13 protein-coding genes are annotated in these 18725 nt (G+C 43.8%); 5 read left to right on the top strand and 8 right to left on the bottom strand.

All coding sequences use genetic code 11. The features are described from left to right. Positions 1-13: 13 nt before the first annotated feature. From JO943_RS12220 to JO943_RS12195, 6 genes are all read right to left on the bottom strand, one after another. Positions 14-2065 carry a M13 family metallopeptidase gene (locus JO943_RS12220; RefSeq protein WP_202740909.1) on the bottom strand — a complete coding sequence of 684 codons (2052 nt, stop codon included), beginning with the start codon at positions 2063-2065 and terminating at the stop codon, positions 14-16. Positions 2066-2282: 217 nt separating this feature from the next. Next, positions 2283-3476, bottom strand: coding sequence for a peptide antibiotic transporter SbmA (sbmA, locus tag JO943_RS12215; protein WP_005226984.1), 1194 nt, complete (start codon positions 3474-3476; stop codon positions 2283-2285). 227 nt (positions 3477-3703) lie between these two features. Then, the gene (locus JO943_RS12210; RefSeq protein WP_032883292.1) at positions 3704-4684 is read right to left on the bottom strand and encodes a patatin-like phospholipase family protein; all 981 of its coding nucleotides are present in this window, start codon (positions 4682-4684) and stop codon (positions 3704-3706) included. Positions 4685-4842: 158 nt separating this feature from the next. Next, complete coding sequence (locus JO943_RS12205) at positions 4843-6324, bottom strand: alanine/glycine:cation symporter family protein (RefSeq protein WP_005226982.1); 1482 nt, start codon at positions 6322-6324, stop codon at positions 4843-4845. A gap of 94 nt (positions 6325-6418) precedes the next feature. After that, on the bottom strand, positions 6419-7654 hold the full coding sequence (gene gltS / locus JO943_RS12200) for a sodium/glutamate symporter (protein WP_005226981.1): 1236 nt from the start codon (positions 7652-7654) through the stop codon (positions 6419-6421). Positions 7655-7844: 190 nt separating this feature from the next. Then, a complete protein-coding gene (locus tag JO943_RS12195; protein ID WP_202740908.1) occupies positions 7845-9200 on the bottom strand; it encodes a DcaP family trimeric outer membrane transporter in 1356 nt (451 codons plus the stop codon). Between the two features lie 424 nt (positions 9201-9624). Here JO943_RS12195 and JO943_RS12190 point away from each other — a divergent pair, with 424 nt between their 5' ends. After that, positions 9625-10329, top strand: a complete 705-nt coding sequence (locus tag JO943_RS12190; RefSeq protein WP_202740907.1) for a nitroreductase — start codon at positions 9625-9627, stop codon at positions 10327-10329. A 26-nt stretch (positions 10330-10355) separates the two neighbouring features. Here the strand turns inward: JO943_RS12190 and JO943_RS12185 are convergent, their stop codons facing one another. Next, on the bottom strand, positions 10356-11570 hold the full coding sequence (locus JO943_RS12185; protein ID WP_202740906.1) for a multidrug effflux MFS transporter: 1215 nt from the start codon (positions 11568-11570) through the stop codon (positions 10356-10358). A 144-nt stretch (positions 11571-11714) separates the two neighbouring features. Here JO943_RS12185 and yccS point away from each other — a divergent pair, with 144 nt between their 5' ends. From yccS to JO943_RS12165, 4 genes are all read left to right on the top strand, one after another. Next, a complete protein-coding gene (gene yccS / locus JO943_RS12180; RefSeq protein WP_199973880.1) occupies positions 11715-13889 on the top strand; it encodes a YccS family putative transporter in 2175 nt (724 codons plus the stop codon). A 78-nt stretch (positions 13890-13967) separates the two neighbouring features. Then, positions 13968-14552, top strand: coding sequence for a YcxB family protein (locus tag JO943_RS12175; protein WP_005226976.1), 585 nt, complete (start codon positions 13968-13970; stop codon positions 14550-14552). 158 nt (positions 14553-14710) lie between these two features. Further along, entirely contained in the window at positions 14711-17254 is a 2544-nt protein-coding gene (locus JO943_RS12170; RefSeq protein ID WP_202740905.1) for a PepSY domain-containing protein, read from the top strand. A gap of 119 nt (positions 17255-17373) precedes the next feature. Next, positions 17374-18159, top strand: coding sequence for a YdcF family protein (locus JO943_RS12165; RefSeq protein WP_199973876.1), 786 nt, complete (start codon positions 17374-17376; stop codon positions 18157-18159). 12 nt (positions 18160-18171) lie between these two features. Here JO943_RS12165 and JO943_RS12160 read toward each other — a convergent pair whose 3' ends face one another. After that, positions 18172-18663, bottom strand: coding sequence for a DUF2750 domain-containing protein (locus JO943_RS12160; RefSeq protein ID WP_005288779.1), 492 nt, complete (start codon positions 18661-18663; stop codon positions 18172-18174). Positions 18664-18725 lie beyond the last annotated feature (62 nt).

The raw sequence follows: 18725 nt of genomic DNA, 5'->3' as shown, positions 1-18725 counted from the left end.
ATTGAATTCTGGATTACCAGATACTGACCCGCTTTTCAGGGGCCAAATACATTTTGTCCCCGGCTTTAATCTTGAAGGCATCATAAAACGGCGCCTGATTGACTAAAGCACCATTGGCCCGGACTTTATCAGGCGCATGTGGATCTGTTTTTAAATATACAATCGCTTGTGCTTCACGAGTTTTGGCGCGCCAGACTTGCGCCCAGCCCATATAGAAACGCTGCTCCCCCGTACGCCCGTCAATCACAGGCGCAGGTTTACCTGCCAAGGACAGTTGATACGCTTTGTAGGCAATCGATAATCCCGAGTTATCGGCAATATTTTCACCCAGCGTCAGCTCACCATTGACGTGATACCCTGCAATCGGTTCATAGGTATTGTATTGTGCAATCAAGGCCTGGGTTTTGGCTTTAAATTTCTGATGATCTTGCTTGGTCCACCAGTTACGCATATTGCCCAATTCATCAAACTGGCTGCCCTGATCATCAAAACCATGACTGATCTCATGCCCAATCACACTTCCAATCCCGCCATAATTGACCGCATCATCGGCTTCAATATTAAAGAAAGGCGGTTGTAAGATGGCAGCCGGGAATACAATTTCATTGGAGGATGGGTTGTAATACGCATTCACGGTTTGAGGGGTCATAAACCACTCATCGCGATCCACAGGCTTACCGAGCTTATCGATATCATCTTGATGTTCAAACTCTCTGGCACGAATCACGTTACCAATCAAATCACCATCTTTAATGTCTAGCGCTGAATAATCACGCCATTTCTTCGGGTAACCCACTTTAATGGATAGGCTAGCCAGTTTCTTTTTGGCTTGTACTTTGGTTGCAGGACTCATCCAGTCCAGTTGGCTAATACTTTGATCATACGCCCGGATCAGATTCTGAACCAAGGTATCCATGCGCTGTTTTTTATCCGCAGAAAAATGTTTTTCTACATAGATTTTACCCAGACCGTCACCGAGCACACCGTTTACCGTTTGTACGCCACGTTTCCAGCGCACTTCCTGTTCAGCCACATCACGCAAACTTTTACCATAAAATGCGAAACTTTCATCAACAAGAGCTTTATTCAGATAAGGGGCGAAACTGCTGATCAGGTTCCATTTAAAATAAGCCTTCCAAACGTCTAAATCGGTTTTATTCAGCACTGGATCAAGCGCCTTAAAATAGCTGAGCTGGTGCACCTGAATAGTCTGGATTTTATCCTTTACCCCAACCGTCTTCAGGTAACTATTCCAATCAAAGTTACGACTTAACTGATTCAAATCTTTAAGCGGGTAAATATTGTAACGCTTGGATAAATCACGATTTTGAACATTACTCCACTGAATCTTGGCAAGTTCTGTTTCCAGCTGGAGGATTTGTCTGGCATGCTGGGCGGCTTGCTGATCGCCAGAAAGCTGCAGCATCTTTTCAATATGCTTGAGATATTTTGCACGCGTTTCTACAAACTTCTGATCATCTTTCAAATAATAGTCACGATCTGGCAGGCCCAATCGACGCTGTGCCAAACCTGCAATCATCACATCAGAGCGTTTCATATCCTGATCAATACTGATATCAAACGGCGTTCTGACGCCGATACGCGAGAAATGCCCCATTAATCGAGCGAAGTCCTGTTTATTTTGAATTGCATCAACCTGTGCCAGTTCTGGCTGTAAAGGTTGAATGCCTTGTGCTTCGATTGTTTTTTCATCCATAAAACTGGCATATAGACTGGCAATCTTTTGCTCTACGCTGCCTGCTGCCCATTTTTGGGCACTCAGTTGTTCAACAATGGCATGCAACTGGTTGGTCGATAATTCATGTAACTCGTTAAATGCGCCCCAACGTGACTTATCTGCGGGAATTTCAGTATCTTTTAACCATTTTCCATTTACATGATCGTAAAAGTCATGCTGGGCAGACACGGTTTGATCAATAAATTGCTGGTCAATGCCTGATTTTTTTTGAGTTGGGGAGGATTTAATTGCTGGGTCTGCCCATACATTTGCAGTAAAAGCAGTCAGTGCAAGCGCTAATGCACTTTTGAGCAATACAGGTTTCATGATTTATCCTATTTATTTAGGTTCTAAGTTATACAAGAGCAAAATGAGAGATCATTAATTTTATCAAACGACTATAGTGAAGTACTTTGATCAAATAAAGTCATTTTCGTTGCAATATATATTCACTTTTCACATAAAAACCACAAATCAGCCCAATTTTCAGGCAATAAAAAAGCCCTGATCTTTGATCAAGGCTTTAGCGAACAAAGTCAGCAAACTAATCCAGAATCTTTTCAAATGCTTTAAGACGTTTATGAATAGAGAGCAACTCAATAATGGTTTTCCATGAACTAATTAGATATTGGAAAGATTCACGAACCTTACCAAAAACCCCACCAATCTGATTGATTAAACCGAGTGTTAACTTTCCTGCTGCAATCGCAGGGAAAAGCACAAATAGATTATAGAGAATATCCAGTTGCCCATACCATGAAGCCGTTAAGTTAAAATAGGTATAGTGGAAATAGAGACGGAAATAGTTTTTTCTCACTCGCTCAAACAGTTCTTTTAATGTGGCTGGCTGTGCCCGATTTTCATGATCTTCACCGTAGACCAATTCTTTACGATAAGCCGCCTCGACTTTCTGATTATTGAACTGGAGCCCAGGCAATTTTATCCCGACCACCATGAGTAAAACTGTACCAAATATCGCCCATGCAATTGCAGCCCAAACAAGTGAATATTGTAGCTCTCCAATTACAGGTATTTCTGGAACATGTTTTGAAAGCTGGAACAATAATGGCAAGAATGCAATCAATGTCATGATTGCCTTGACCAGTTCAACCCCCAAATCTTCGACAATCGTGGCAAAACGCATGGTATCTTCCTGTACACGTTGTGCAGCACCTTCGACATGGCGTAGCTTAGGCCAGTGTTCGGTATAATACTCATTCATCGCCGTACGCCAGCGAAATACATAATGACTGGTAAAAAAAGCATTTAACACAGCCATAGTCACACCAACCATGGCAATATATAGAAATACCATGGTTTCTTTATATAAATCAGTAATACTTCCTCCACCATTGGTTAGCATATTTTGGATCATATCCCAGAATGGTACATACCAAGCATTCACAGCCAAGCTCACCTGTACGCCAAACCAGATATTAAACAAAATAAAGGCTGAACCCCAGATCGACCACTTTTGCCATTTATGATCTGAAAAAATACGCCAAAATCCAGCAAATAAGGCCGTAGCAGTGATAAACCAGAGATAAAACCAAAGTGAAGAAGGCTCCCAGAATCGATTAACTCCGACAGACAGCTCTGCATCCGCATAGCCTTTAGGAAAACCCAGATATTCGCCCCAGCTATGACCACCGCTGTACCACAACAGCATATTGAGTGCGAGCCAGACAACCACAGAAATAAAAAATAGACGCGGGTTCGGAAAGAAAGACTTAAACATCTGTTTAACAATCCTTGTTATGAAACAATTTATTTGATGAGGTCATCCTATGACCTAAAACTTAAAACTCTCTGATAGAAAAGTTTTATGATTTGTAGTTATTTACTATTTTTCTGGGCGTTTTAATAGCTTTTTGTAGAATATTTATAAGCTGTTTTTATAAAAAATGAATTTTAGCAAATAGACTCAAACACTTAAGTCCATCTATAAATCTGAACAATATTCAATCATCGTGGCAAAGCTGAATTTTGCTTGACCGCCATATTCTGCTGATCCGCTCTAGAGGGTTTACTTTTATTTTGAATGGCCCATTGTATATCGGCCAGTTTATCATTTGCTGCATCAATGCCTGCCTGCATGGTCTGCTCTCGGCCTTTTACATCAAAAATATGTGCTTTCTCGCGTAGGTCAGGTTGAATCACGATATCTGCTTCTTTGAGCTCTTCTTCAGCCAGACGACCTTGCATGATATTGATATTCTGGTTAAACAGGCCCCAGACATTGGTAGTTTCAGTATGGATTGGCTGAGCCAGAATATCCACCGCAATCACCACATCGGCGCCGAGCTCACGTGCCACCTGCACAGGTACCGGACTGACCAGCCCCCCATCGACATATTCCACATCATGAATCATGGTTGGTACAAACATACTTGGAATCGAAGCAGACGCACGAACCGCCTGTCCGGTATTGCCATAGTTAAATACGGTTTTTGACCCGTCCTTTAACTCGGTCGCCACCACATACAGCGGGATTTTCAGCTTTTGTAGCGGCGTATTATGGACTTGCTGGTTGATATAGTCTTCCACCTTCTTGCCATCAAAAAAGCCTTTTAGACTCAGATTGACATCACGGACATCAGTGGCTTTTAGCTTCAAGGCAATATCACGCAGTTCAGCAGCACTTTTACCGCTGGCATAGATCGAACCGACAATACTGCCCGCACTGGTTCCAACAATAAAGTCAGGGCGAATGCCTTGTTGTTCTAGCACTTCGATCACACCGATATGCGCATAACCCCGTGCCCCGCCACTGCCCAGCACCAATGCCACCACAGGTCGCTTTTGTTGCTGTTTGATATAACTAAAAGGTTGCGAAACAGTATGTGCCTGAGCATCTTCCACAGCAGGGCTTACATGCGCTGTAGTTTGGCAACCTGCCAAGAGCATGATTGAAAGACCAAGGGCCCAGAATTTAAGCTGTTTCATACGCAGTGTTGCCATATTGTCTGTTTTTCTGTGTCGGATTTTAGCGTCAGCACATCTGAAAAGATGTATCAATTTCTTTGCATATGTCATGAAATCTTCATAAAAAAAGTCCCTCGCAAGGGACTTTTTTTATACATTCAAAGCGTTATTCAAATCACTTACCAGATATCAGAATCAACTTTTTTCTTCAGTTCCGGATAGTTATCAATCTTGAACTCAGGCTCTTTAATGCCTTTCTTCAACTGTGCGGTATAGTCTTTCAGTAAGGTACGCGCCATTGGGGTTAACAATAAGATTGCCACCAGGTTAATGGTTGCCATGATTCCCATGAACAAGTCAGCCATCGACCAAACCAGCGGAACACTACCAATTGCACCGAAGTACACCATGACCAACACAAAAACCCGGAAGATGAACATGACTTTTGGATTGTTATTGATGAACTGTACATTACTTTCCGCATAGGCATAGTTACCTAACACGGCAGAATAACAGAACAGGAATAACAGAATCGCAAGGAAGTCACCACCCCAGCTACCCACTTGTGTCTCTAACGCACGCTGGGTTAATTCAACCCCGACGAAACCGGCATCGTGATAAACACCAGAAATCAGGATAATCATCGCAGTACTGGTACACACAATAAAGGTATCGACGAATACACCCAGCATCTGAACCAAACCTTGGTTCACCGGATGCTTCACATCAGAAGCTGCGGCAGCATTCGGCGCCGAACCCATACCTGCTTCGTTTGAGAACAGGCCACGCTTGATCCCTTGCATCATCGCCATGGAAATCATGGCACCAAAGAAACCGCCCGCTGCAGCATTAAACTGGAATGCTTCAGTAAAGATCAATTTGAAAATGCCAGGCAGAAGTTCGTAGTTGCTTAAGGCGATATATAAAGCAACAGCCAAGTATAGACCTGCTTTTAATGGCACAAACATCTCGGCAAATTTAGCGATACGTTTAATACCACCAAAAATTGCCAATGCAACTAACACAACCAGTACTAGACCAACCCATGAGATTTCCAGATCAACACCGCCCAGGTGCGCAATCATATTGGCCTTATCCCAACCCCACGCATGTGAAGAAGCATTGGCAATCGCATTGATCTGAACCGAGTTGAATACGAAACCATAAGTGAAGATCAATGCCAGCGCGAAGATCACACCAAAGGTTTTGCTACGTAAGCCCTGAGTAATATAGTAAGCCGGTCCACCCCGAAACTGCTTGCTATTACTGTCTCTTACTTTAAATAACTGAGCAAGCGAAGACTCAATAAAAGCCGAGCTCATCCCCAGTAATGCAGTAAACCACATCCAGAACACAGCACCTGGTCCACCAATCGCAATCGCGATCGCAACACCCGCAATATTACCTACACCAACACGGCTGGCTAAGCCTGTTACAAAGGCCTGGAAGGGTGTTAATCCGTGTGAATCTTTCTCTTCGCCTTTGCTACGGCTGCCCTTCATCACTTTGATACTGTGAAAGAACATTCTGATCTGCACAGCTTTGGTCGCAATGGTATAGAAGATACCTACTGCCAGAAGGAAAATAACCAGAAAGTCCCATAAAGGATCATTGAAAAAACTTACCCAAGCCATCAGGGTGTCATTTAATTTTTCATTCATCACTTATTCGCTTTTAAATATTTTATGTACATACGTACATATACGATAACAATGGATGAATCAAAAAAGCCCCTTTAGGGGCTTTTGATCCGACTTAGGCAAAGAATTTCAAAATTAATTGAATTACTGTTGCGTTAATTAAATCAACAAAGAACGCACCACAAAGCGGAACGATCAGGAACGCTTTATGAGAAGGTCCATACATATTGGTGATGGCCTGCATGTTGGCAACCGCAGTTGGTGTTGCCCCCATACCAAAACCACAGTGACCTGCAGCCAATACAGCCGCATCGTAGTTTTTACCCATCACACGGAAAGTAATGAATGCTGCATACAATGCCATGGTAATGGTTTGCGCACCTAAAATGACAACGAGCGGTCCAGCAAGATCAGCCAGCTGCCATAATTTGAGCGACAGCAACGCCATTGCCAGATAAAGTGACAATGATGCATTACCAAACACGTCAATAGCACGATCAAAGATATCTACCTTTAATACGCTTTCGAGGATGTTACGTAAAATCACACCGCCGCCAAGCGCCCAGACAAAGGTTGGTAGCTCGAACCATGTGCCCTTACTGAATCCGGTCATGAACTCTGCAAATGCAAGACACGCAGCAAACATACCCAAAGTGGTAATGGCATTATCAGCAGTGATTAAACGGACTTGATGTGGATTTTCAAATGGTGCCAGCTCGTCAGGATGCTGATCTAGATGCGTATCACGGTTTTTGATCTCAGCCGGTGTCTGCGCTTGAGCAAGGCTATAACGGTTAATTAACAATTTCGCTAAAGGACCACCGATAATACCCCCGATGATCAGACCAAAAGTTGCACTCGCCATACCTAAAGCTAAAGCACCTTGAATCCCGTGCTGGGTTTCAAGAATTTCGCCCCATGCCCCTGCTGTACCATGACCACCGGTCAGGGTGATTGAACCTGCAATCAGGCCCACCAGCGGATCAATACCGAGCAAGGTTGCCAGACTCATACCGACCGCGTTCTGTACCACAATGAAAGATGCAACACAGACCAGGAAGATCACCAAGCCGATACCGCCTTCTCTAAGCTTCAGGAAATTGGCACTTAAACCAATCGAAGCAAAGAAGATCAACATAAAACTGGTTTGTAACTCGCTACTAAAGACAATGCTATAACCCCAAAGCGAATGCACCAGTAGTGAAACTACGGCCGCAACCAGACCACCAGCAACCGGCTCGGGAATGTTATAGCGTCTTAAGAAATCAATTTTATTAACGAGCAAACGCCCTAATAACAACACGATAACGGCTGAAATCAGGGTATAAAAACCATTAAAAGTAAATTCCATATCTTCTTCCGTTTATCTTGGTAGTTCATCTGACGGCGGGTAGCCCCTTTAAAACTGCCAAAATAGTAACTCTAAAAATGAGTGAAAACTCAATCAACTTTATAAAAAGCATACAGTTCAATGTGAGAACCTTTGCAAGTTATGGTGATTCAGTTTTCACGGATGATTTGCATCAGCGGGTTGAAATGGCTTAGAAATTATAGCGAGCCATTGCTCCTACACGATTATCTTTACCTTTTTGCCCGTCAAAGGTTTTACGCTCACCGTAGATATATTCCAGACCGAACGTAATCGGTGTTACTGGTGAATACATGATATTCCACCAGCCCTGTTGCAGGGTTTTGTTCTGGGCGGTGTCTTTTGCAACCACGGCCTGTTTTGCAAAGTCATTGCTGTCATCTGCAAACATGGCGCCATAGGCCAAAGTACTACGTAATTTCGGGTTAATCTGATAGGTTGTACCGACTGTCACTGCATCAAATTCATTCAGATTCAAATCAAAATTATTTGGATTTACATTGAAGGCATTGTTGGTATACAACAGGAATTTGCTATCGCCTTTAACATGCGAATAGTCAATCATGGCCTGTAATGAATCTGTGAATTTATATTTTGTACCCACAGCAACCCCCCAACCCAGTTCAGCTTCGCCTGAATTGATGCGGTTATTGTTGTTGTCGTAGGTCGCTTTACTGCGTGCTTCTGTCAACAAGGCACGTGCAGAGGTGGTTCCCTTGCCTTCAGCAAAATCATATTTTACTTTTGAGGTTAAGGATGGCGCACGGTTATCATCATTGCCTTTTTCTAAAGCAACCGCATAGCTGGTTTCTGGTGTGAACTTGCCACTATAACGAACCATAGGTGTACGGTAGGTACCAATCCCAAGTGGCGAGTTAAAGTCCAGCATTTCCGGTTGCAAATCTGTGGCCAGGAAGGTCGATGTAGTTTGACCAAATAGCCAGTCGTTATAAGTCATATAAGCATGACGGATACGAATGGTGTCATTGCTGCTACCCCCACGGAAGTCCACTTCTAACTTACCGCCAACGTCAGCGCCTTCAACCGGTGCTTTAAAATCAAGACCAAGACGGGTCACGGTTGCAGTGCTATAGAAACGGTCACTGTTCTTTTCAGCACCTTCCAGATCAACCTTATTGATGCGGTTAAAAATACCGTCACCACCTTTTGCCTGATAAGACGCGTCACCACGCAAGAAACCGTACAGTTTTACTTCCGCACCAGAAGCAGTGCTAAAATTTAATGGAGATTTTTTCGGGGCAGCGGTTGTGACTACCGCTGCTGTATTTTGATTATTGGTTGCAGCTACTGCAGTTGCAGGGGCGACGGCAACTTGAGCGGCATCATTTTGTTGTTTTGCCTGGGGAACATATTGCTGTAATAAAGCTCTTAATTCCTTGACTTCATCGCGAAGTTGCTGAATCTGTTCTTGCTCGCTGGCAGCGTGTGTACTGTTCATCATTAAGGCAGCAACTGTGATTGCTAATCCTTGCATTACGAACGGCTTACGGATGAGAGATAAACTCATGAGAAGCTCCTTGTATATAGTGTATATTTCAACATTTCCCACAGAGATTGAATTGGATAAATTCAAGCTGTCTTTAAAATAGAAAATTCCCCCTTAGCCATTCAGCAAGGAAAGTCTAATCATTTTTAAAAAGGGCGTATTATGCATAAATTTCGGATATTGTGTGTACTTTTTATTTAAAGAGTTTTATTGATTCCATTGAGTAGGCATAAATATTATTTCGATTTCATTATGTTACTTATAGAATTATTTTTCACACAAACCTAACAAAAGATAGAAAACTCACAACAATTAGTGTTAATCCTCTAATTTTTTTGCGTATTTTTTATGCAACCCTATATTTATACCTGAAAAATCCGCAACAAAAAACATTTATTGATTTATATTCTCCTGTCATTAGAAGATCAAAATGTTAGGAGTTTTCATGAACACGGAACAAGTCCGCCTGGTGGACGAGGCCATCACCTCTCGTCATTCGGTACGTGCATTTTTAGATACCCCTGTGGACACCCAAACCATTAAAGACATCCTGACTGTCGCCAGCCGTGCCCCTTCGGGGACCAATGTCCAGCCCTGGAAAGTCTATGTGGTCACAGGACAAAAACGTGCCGAAATGATTGACCGTGTCTGCGCTGCACAAATCGAACTTCTACAAAAACCAGAACTGACCGCACAATATCAGGAGACCTTTGCCTACTACCCTGAAACCTGGATTTCACCATTTATCGATCGTCGTCGTGCCAATGGCTGGGGTCTCTATGGCTTGCTGGGCATCCAGAAAGGTGAAAAAGAGAAAATGGCAGCGCAACAGCTGCGTAACTTCCAGCTATTTGATGCGCCGGTCGCCCTGTATTTTACCGTGAATAAAATCATGGGCATCGGTTCAAAAATGGATATTTCAATGATGTTGCAAAATGTCATGGTGGCCGCCAAGGCCCGTGGTCTGGATACCTGCCCGCAAGCAGCCTGGAATCATTTCCACCCAATCGTTCTGGATATTCTGGGCGCGCCAGAAGATGAAGAACTGGTGTGTACCATTGCCTTGGGTTATGCCGACCCTGACCATATCGTCAACACCTTCATTACCCCGCGTGAACCGGTTGAAAACTTCACCGTATTTCTAGATTAAACCATCCGAGATGCCGCAGTATTTCTTTAACCAGAGATACTGCTTTGTTGTTTACCGACTTTTAAGATGGCAAAGAAACCAGCACTGGTAAATAACAACATCATAATGCCCATATTCAGGGACGCTTTCCAGAACAGGAAATTCAGGATGATCCCGGCCAGTAGACCACAGGCAAATTGCATACTGCCCATAATTGCACTGGCTGTACCTGCACGCGCGCCCTGTTGAGACATGGCTAAAGCCATGGCATTCGGCCCGGTTAAACCAATCCCAGAGACCACCAAAAACAAGCCCGGCATCAGTAAGGCTAGAGGTGCATCTGCCATCAGCCCTGCGCCTAGTACAATCAAGGCTCCAAAACACTGAATCGCGCCTCCCAGTTTTAAACGCTGGTAAATGCCCATACGGGTATTCAGGTGTTTATTAATCGAAGACATCAGCATGATGCCTGCTGCATTTAAGGCAAAGGCATAAGAGAAATGTTGCTGAGATAAGCCATACTGTCCCATAAAAACCGCAGAAGCCGAGCTGATATAACAGAATAAGGCCGCACCGGTTAAGCAGCCTGCAAACATCGGCACACGGAAACTCTCATCTTTTAAGATCGCCGCATATAGGGTGGTCACCTGATAGACCGATAATTTTAAACGGCGCTCAACCGGCAAAGATTCTTTAAAGAAGAAATGCACACAGAGCCAGCACATTACCCCAATCAGCGCCAAGGTAATGAAAATCGCTTGCCACGGAAAAAAGTTGAGAATCCATGCCCCAAAGATGGGTGCCAGAATGGGCGCCAGTCCCATCACAATCATCATGCTGGAAAATGCCTGTGCAGAACCCTGCATATCCAGACGGTCACGGATTGCAGCACGCGCCATTACAACCCCAACACAGCCGCCCAAAGCTTGGAAAATACGGGCTGCGATCAAGGCCCATTCATTGCTTGCAAAGACACACGCCAGACTGGCGATGGCATATAGTGCCAAGCCAAAATAAAGCGGCTTTTTACGCCCAATCCGGTCACTGACCGGACCATAAATCAGTTGACCCATTGCCAGACCCAAGAAATAGGCAGGCAAGGTATTGGCAACCATTTGTGTACTTACCCCAAATTCATCGGCCATTTGCGGCAATGCGGGTAAATACATATCAATCGATAACGGCCCTAACGCAGTTAACAAAGCAAGCAACATAATCCATGCTGTTGAATATTGACGTTGATTGGTTTGCTCGGCCTGCATACTGCCCCACTTTAACAAATTTTGGAATATTCTAAGCTTAGCATCCCCATCAGTTTTGTGCATAATATTAACGTCTGCGAACACTTTAACCCCTGTGAACAGCCACGATGAAAATTCAATTGTAGAATATAAGAAGGACAACCCTTGAATCCTTGGTTCGGACGTTTAAAACAAACAACCTATAACACCACGTTGATGTATAACGTGCGTATGCTGATTGCCTTTACCGGAACAGCTTTCGTTCCTTATTTACTCGATTATCAACTCGCCACCATTCCCTTAACCCTCGGTGTGGTTGCTGCCGCGATTAGTGATATTGATGACCGCTTTTCTGTGCGCATCATGAATCTGATTTATACCTATATCGGATTTTTTATCACCGCTGCATCGGTTCAACTGTTATTCCCTTATCCGGTTGCCTTTGCAATCGGCCTGATTGCTTCCTGTATCGGCTGGATCTTGCTTGGCTCGCTGGGAAGACGTTATGCCACCATTGCGTACGGCTGTCTGGTGACTTCCGTCTATACCATGCTAGGCGTACATTTATTTGAGCAATGGTATGTTCAACCCGCGCTTCTGGTTGCAGGTGCGGCCTGGTATGGCCTACTCTCTACCATCAGTTTCCTGCTGTTCCCGGTACGAAAAGTCCGGGATCAGCTTTCGGCATCTTATTCGGCGCTGGGAAGTTTCCTGTTTGCCAAGTCCAACCTGTTTGATGTCGACATGACCCCATCCAGTTATCAACAAAGCATGATTGATATTGCCATGGAAAATGGCAAGCTGGTGGCGATCTTTAATGATCTGCGCATGTCCTTGTTAACCCGGCTCAAAGGTGACCGCGGCCAAAAAGATACCCGACGCAGCCTGCAATATTATTTTGTGGCGCAAGATATTCATGAACGTGCCGATTCAGCGCATATTGATTATCAGAAACTGGCCAAAGTGTTCCAGCATAGCGACATCCTGTTCCGCTTCCAGCGCATCCTGTCGATTCAGGGCAAAGCCTGTCAGGATCTATCTCAATCGATTTTAAGTCGTACCCGTTATGTGCATAACAAACGCTTTAAGCATAGTTTTGAAAATTTACGCACCTCTCTGGAAAAGTTGCGGCAAGATGGGCATTATGATCAGGTGCGGATTAATGCCCTGTTTGCGCTGTATCAGAACCTGAAATCGATTGATGCGCAATTACAGAATCTGGAAACCGAACGCAATCTGCAAAAGATCAATGCCCAGCATGCAGAAAGCCAACTGAAAGATGATGATCTCAAAGGCTGGAATGACATTATTGTCCGTGTAAAACAGCATCTTTCTCCTGAATCGGTATTGTTCCGTCATGCTGTACGTTTATCCATTGTGCTATTTATTGGCTATGTGTTTATCCAGATGACCGATATCGCATACGGTTACTGGATCATGTTAACGGCGCTGTTCGTCTGCCAGCCGAATTTTAACGCCACCAAGCGCCGCCTCTATTTACGGATTATCGGTACATTGGTTGGTATTATTGTCGGTCTTGCGATTATCTACTTTATTCCTTCAATTGAAGGACAACTGGTCATGCTGGTGCTGAGTGGTGTGCTATTTTTAGAACTGCGCAGTAAGCAATATGCACAAGCCACTGCCTTTATTACCATTCTGGCGCTCATCAATTTCAATCTGGATGGCTCTGCCTTTGCAGCAGGTTTTCCCCGCTTTATTGATACCGTGCTCGGTTGCGCGCTGGCCTGGTTTGGTGTGAGTTTTATCTGGCCGGACTGGAAGTTCCGTAGACTGCCCCGCTCGATCCGCCGTTCTTTACAGGCCCAATGTCAATACCTGAGCGAAGTGGTCGCGCAATATCATCATGGTCGTAATAATGCCCTGAATTATCGGGTGGTACGTCGGGCGGCCCATAATACCGATGCAGAAGTGGCATCACTGATTTCAACCATTGCCACCGAACCGAATATTGATGTTAACCAGAAAAGTCTGGCCTTCGAATTTCTCTGTCTCAGCCATACCTTTTTAAGTTATATCGCTGCCTTGGGTGCGCACCGTGAAAAAATTGAAGATCAGGAAGTGCTGTCCTTACTGGATCAGGCACTGGATGATATTCAGGGTGCGTTACTCAGAGACGAAGTGCCTGATTTATCCGCACAGAATATGATGCAAGCCATTCGTGACCGTTTAAGCCGCAATGAGGAAAATGAACAGAATTCATTGATTATCTTACAACAACTGTCACTGATGCTGGGCGTACTCACCCGTTTGAGTATGCTGAAACAAAGCTTGAGTCATGAACCCCATGAAGACGGCACCGAGTATGCATCGCTCTAATCATTCGCCATTGGCATAATATCTTTGCATGCCAATAGGTGTTAAACTTAACCCAGTTCTAGACTCATTTTTTACACTATGACCGCCAAAACGCTATACGCTTATACGCTACAACCTGTTCCTTACGAAGTTTCTGAAGCTGAACAACGTCAAGCTCAACTTATGATTTGGCGTAGTACCAACAAATTCAGCCGCAAAGCATGGATGATTATGATTGCACTTGTGGTGCTTTCCTTGGTTGCAGCAGGACTTATTAAATATTACTCAACCTACTCAACCGTACTGTGCTGGGTGGTGATTGTAGGGGTGGTGCTGTTTTATCTGATCAAGAAATTTGGTCTGGAATGGTACGTGAAACGCAAGATGACCGAATTCCCTGTTCAGGAAATTAAAGGCTTACGTTTAGGTGTACAACCGCACGGGATCGTGATGCGCCAAAAAATGGGCCTACAAGAAGGTACTGCCACCATTGGCTGGAAAGATATCTATGAATGGTATAGCTCTCCTGACTTTATCCTGGTGAACTTCAAGGTAAAAACGCCTAAAGGTGAACAACAACAAGGTGCTTACATCTTGCCAAAGCGCATGGATTCAAAGAACTTTTCTTTCAATACCGTTCGCAAGCACTTAAATGAGACTGTAGGCGCGCCTAAATCGATTTAAGACACGGATGAACAAGAACCTCTCGCCATGAGAGGTTTTTTATTGCCCATAAAATAAATGAGAATCAAAATCAATATTACCTGCAAAATCCACATTGTATTCTTATTCTTGAGTTATAATTTTTTACATGAATTCCACTCTATTTACATTTTTTGACCATGTTTAAAAAAGTTTTCTTCCAGATACACTGGTTTTTAGGGATCACCGCGGGGCTTATTCTCTCTTTAATGGGAGTTACAGGGGCGATTTACTCATATGAGCCACAAATCCTCAAATGGATCAATCAGGACAGCTATGTTGTTGGAGTGGCTCAAACACCCAAATTAACTCCGGCCCAGCTCTACCAACATTTCAATCAACAACAACCACAAATTGAAATTAACAGCATTACCATCGCTGCTGATCCCGCTGCGTCCTCCACCGTCAATATCAAAAAAGAAGGTGCGCGCCGTGGCTATAACATGATGGTCAACCCATATACAGCGGAAGTTTTACCTGATATTAAAGGTCGTGATACGTTGCAATTTATCCAACGTTTACACCGTAATTTAACGGCAGGTGAATTTGGGGCACAGATTACTGGTGCCTCTACCCTGATGCTGATTTTCTTTGTATTGAGTGGTCTGTATTTACGCTTTCCCAAGAAGCATAGCTTTAAACAATGGTTCTTCATTAAACCCAAGTTAAAAGGCCGTAATTTCATCTGGGATTTACATGCCGTTGTCGGCACATGGGTGGTGATATTTTATCTGCTGTTTGCCTGTACTGGCCTATACTGGTCCTATGACTGGTGGCGTGCGGGGATGTTCAAAGTCATGGGGGTTGAACAACCGCAACGTAACCAACAGCACAATGAATCTGGAAATAAAAAGCATAAACAACAAGCTTTATCAACCGAGCAGGTCAATCGCATCCTGACCCAGAGCTGGACAGGCGTCAATGCTCAAATCGGACGCGAATATTCAAGCCTGACCTTAACTGTTCCAAAGCGTGACGATGCCAAAGTTGAAGTGTCTTTTGTCGATGCGATTCCGCAACATGAGCGTGCACGTAACCAAGCCATCTATAATTACCAAGATCAACAGTTTGAAAAACTTGAACTGTATGAAGATAAAAAGCTCAATGAAAAAATCATGAGCAGTATGCTGCCTGTACACCGTGGCAGTTTCTTTGGTTCGACCTATCAATTTATTGCCATGCTGGCGTCACTGACCATGCCGCTGTTTTTTGTGACCGGCTGGATGTTATATTTAAAACGCCGTAAACAGAAGAAGCTGACCCAAGCTGCACGTCAATCCCTCAGCACCCAACAGATTGATCCGAATGCACAACCCTGGCTGATCACTTATGCTTCTCAAACCGGTGTAGCAGAGCAACTGGCATGGCGTACAGCGACGAGCCTGCAAGAAGCACAACAACCAACGACCGTAAAACCGATCCAGCAACTGACTGAACAGGACCTGCTACAGGCAGCACAGGTTTTATTTGTGATCAGTACCTACGGGACTGGTGAAGCACCCGATCTCGCCTCAGGTTTTAGCAAAAAACTGATGCAGCAAAAGCCTGATCTCAGCCAGATGCAATATGCCGTGCTTGCGCTGGGCTCCAAAGAATATCCAGAAAGTTATTGCAGCTTCGGTTATGCGGTCGATGCATGGTTAAAACAATGTCAGGCACAGCCATTCTTTGATCTCATTGAAGTAGATAACGCCAATGCGCATGATATTCAGCGCTGGAACCAAGCCCTTTCAGTGGTGACCCAGCATGAATTACATGCCATGAATATCGAGAAAGTCTTTGATCAATGGACGTTAAGTGCGCGTACCCTGCTCAACCCAAATAGTGTAGGTCAAGCGGCTTATAATATTGAACTGACCTCTGCTTCGGATATGACTTGGCATGCCGGTGATATTGCTGAAATTCAGCCAGCAAATAGCCCAATAGCGATCCAAAACTTTTTAGCTAAACACCAGATTGCAACACACACTATTGTGCAATCGCTCAACCAGACGGTTGAACAGGTACTATGGGATAAAAACCTGCGTGTTGAAACTCAACCTTTCAATAGCATCGAAGAGTTACTGGCGCAGCTTCCAACCTTGCCAACGCGTGAGTATTCAATTGCCAGTATCCCGTCGCAACAGTTGTTAAGACTGGTAGTACGTCAACAATATAATGATAACCATCAACTCGGTTTGGGTTCTGGCTGGTTAACCGAGTATGCGCCACTCAAACAACCGATTGCCTTACGTATCCGTACCAATGAGTCATTCCATTTGATTGATGATAACCGTCCAATTCTATGTATTGGTAACGGTACTGGTATTGCGGGTTTAATGAGTCTGTTACAGCAGCGTAACCGACAAAATTACACTGCCAACTGGCTGATCTTTGGTGAACGTCAACGCGAACATGATTTCTTCTATCAGGAAACGATTGAAGCGTGGAAAAATATGGGCACATTGCAACGACTTGATCTGGCCTTCTCTCGTGATCAGCAACAGCGTATCTATGTACAAGATATTCTACGGAATAATGCCGACGAGTTAGTAAAATGGGTCGAGCAAGGTGCGGTGATTTATGTCTGTGGTAGCATCGAAGGCATGGCCTCAGGTGTAGACCAAGCTTTAACAGATATTCTCGGTGAACAAAAACTGGATGAATTACGTCAAGCAGGCCGTTATCGTCGAGATGTGTATTAAGCCTTCTCATTAAAAAAAACGAGTGCCAGTCACTCGTTTTTTTATAAGACAATCGCAGTGTTGCCTTTCTTTTAATTTTGCATACACTTAGCACGGTTCAAATCGACACAATTAAGATTATGCAAATAAGTTTATGGATTCGTCTTGCTTTAGCCCTTATCGGTTCAGTTCTGTTCTTAGATGGCGCAATTCTGATTGCCTTTAAAAAGATTCATATTGGTACTGTACTCCCGCTACTGCTCGGACTGTTTTTCTGTCTTTATGCCTATTTTTATTATCATGTTGAACGTTTCTTTTTCTACCACTTCCGTCTGCATAGCCTGTGGCGTTTTGGCTGGCTGTGTTTCTGGGCATGGTTGGTCAGCTTAGGCTATTTCTTTGATTACCTTGCGGATAATCGTACGGAAACACAACCTGTTGCACCGGTAAAAGCCATTATTGTTTTGGGCAGTGGCGTAGAAAATGGACAACCTTCTGCGACGCTGGCAAAACGATTGGATCGTGCGGCTCCTGTAGCTTTAGCGCAGCCTGATGCAAAACTGGTGCTGACAGGTGGGATAGATTATGGTGAAACCGAAAGCGAAGCTATGGTGATGTCTGGTTATTTACAGCAGCACTACCATATTCCTAAGTCACAAATCATTCTGGAAGATAAAAGCACCAGCACTGAACTAAACCTTAAAAATAGTCAAACTTTATTACAAGCCCAACACATCAATATCCAGCAACCGATTGCAATTGTCACCAGTGATTTCCACACCTTAAGAGCTGCTGCCATTGCTAGAAAACAAGGCTATCGTAATATTACCCTGCTCGGAGCGACTACACCATTGGCAACACGCTATAACGCCTGGTTAAGAGAATATTTTGCTTATGCCAGTGGCTGGCTGCTGAATGAATATTGATTGAGCCCTTTACTATTCCAATGAGGATGAAGCTGGCTGATGTAAACGAATATCACGCGGTAACGGCAGTTTTAACTCAGCAAATACATCGGGTCGTTGTAAGTAAATCTGGTATAAAAAGTTCTTAATATCTAATAATAAAGCATCGGGGCTAACCAGAAGGTTATTCCCTTCAGGGGTTAAATCCAAAGATAAGATGGTATTATTTTCTTTTAAAAATGGAATCATCTTCTCAATAAAAGCCAACAAGGGTACTTCTTGAATTTCGTATTGTGCCCAATTGTCTTTAATCAGTAATTTCGCCAAGCTTTTATTTTGCCATACCGATAATGCATGCTGACCTGATGGTGTTGAGCATAAAGCCCAGCCGTCATGATAGAGCGCTATCACGTGACGTTGCATAATAATGTTTTGAATAAACTGACGGTAAGTGTCTTTGAGTGAAGAATTGGCAGATGTAGCTTGAGATTTCGACGCAGCCTTGCGTTGATAAGGATTTCTCATAAAATACTTCGTATTAGAATCATTATTGATGCTAATCATAAAATAACTTTGTATTGATTACA

It is taken from the genome of Acinetobacter sp. 'aerobic (ED)', from assembly GCF_904886855.1.
Classification (GTDB): Bacteria; Pseudomonadota; Gammaproteobacteria; order Pseudomonadales; family Moraxellaceae; genus Acinetobacter; species Acinetobacter courvalinii.
The sequence above is the reverse complement of the archived record's forward strand: the minus strand, read 5'-3'. Positions and strand labels throughout refer to the sequence as shown.

Bases quoted from the DNA above. Each gene is read 5' to 3' on its own strand.
- JO943_RS12220 (WP_202740909.1), bottom strand. From the start codon at position 2,065: ATGAAACCTGTATTGCTCAAAAGTGCATTAGCGCTTGCACTGACTGCT.
- sbmA (WP_005226984.1), bottom strand. From the start codon at position 3,476: ATGTTTAAGTCTTTCTTTCCGAACCCGCGTCTATTTTTTATTTCTGTG.
- JO943_RS12210 (WP_032883292.1), bottom strand. From the start codon at position 4,684: ATGAAACAGCTTAAATTCTGGGCCCTTGGTCTTTCAATCATGCTCTTG.
- JO943_RS12205 (WP_005226982.1), bottom strand. From the start codon at position 6,324: ATGAATGAAAAATTAAATGACACCCTGATGGCTTGGGTAAGTTTTTTC.
- gltS (WP_005226981.1), bottom strand. From the start codon at position 7,654: ATGGAATTTACTTTTAATGGTTTTTATACCCTGATTTCAGCCGTTATC.
- JO943_RS12195 (WP_202740908.1), bottom strand. From the start codon at position 9,200: ATGAGTTTATCTCTCATCCGTAAGCCGTTCGTAATGCAAGGATTAGCA.
- JO943_RS12190 (WP_202740907.1), top strand. From the start codon at position 9,625: ATGAACACGGAACAAGTCCGCCTGGTGGACGAGGCCATCACCTCTCGT.
- JO943_RS12185 (WP_202740906.1), bottom strand. From the start codon at position 11,570: ATGCAGGCCGAGCAAACCAATCAACGTCAATATTCAACAGCATGGATT.
- JO943_RS12175 (WP_005226976.1), top strand. From the start codon at position 13,968: ATGACCGCCAAAACGCTATACGCTTATACGCTACAACCTGTTCCTTAC.
- JO943_RS12170 (WP_202740905.1), top strand. From the start codon at position 14,711: ATGTTTAAAAAAGTTTTCTTCCAGATACACTGGTTTTTAGGGATCACC.
- JO943_RS12165 (WP_199973876.1), top strand. From the start codon at position 17,374: ATGCAAATAAGTTTATGGATTCGTCTTGCTTTAGCCCTTATCGGTTCA.
- JO943_RS12160 (WP_005288779.1), bottom strand. From the start codon at position 18,663: ATGAGAAATCCTTATCAACGCAAGGCTGCGTCGAAATCTCAAGCTACA.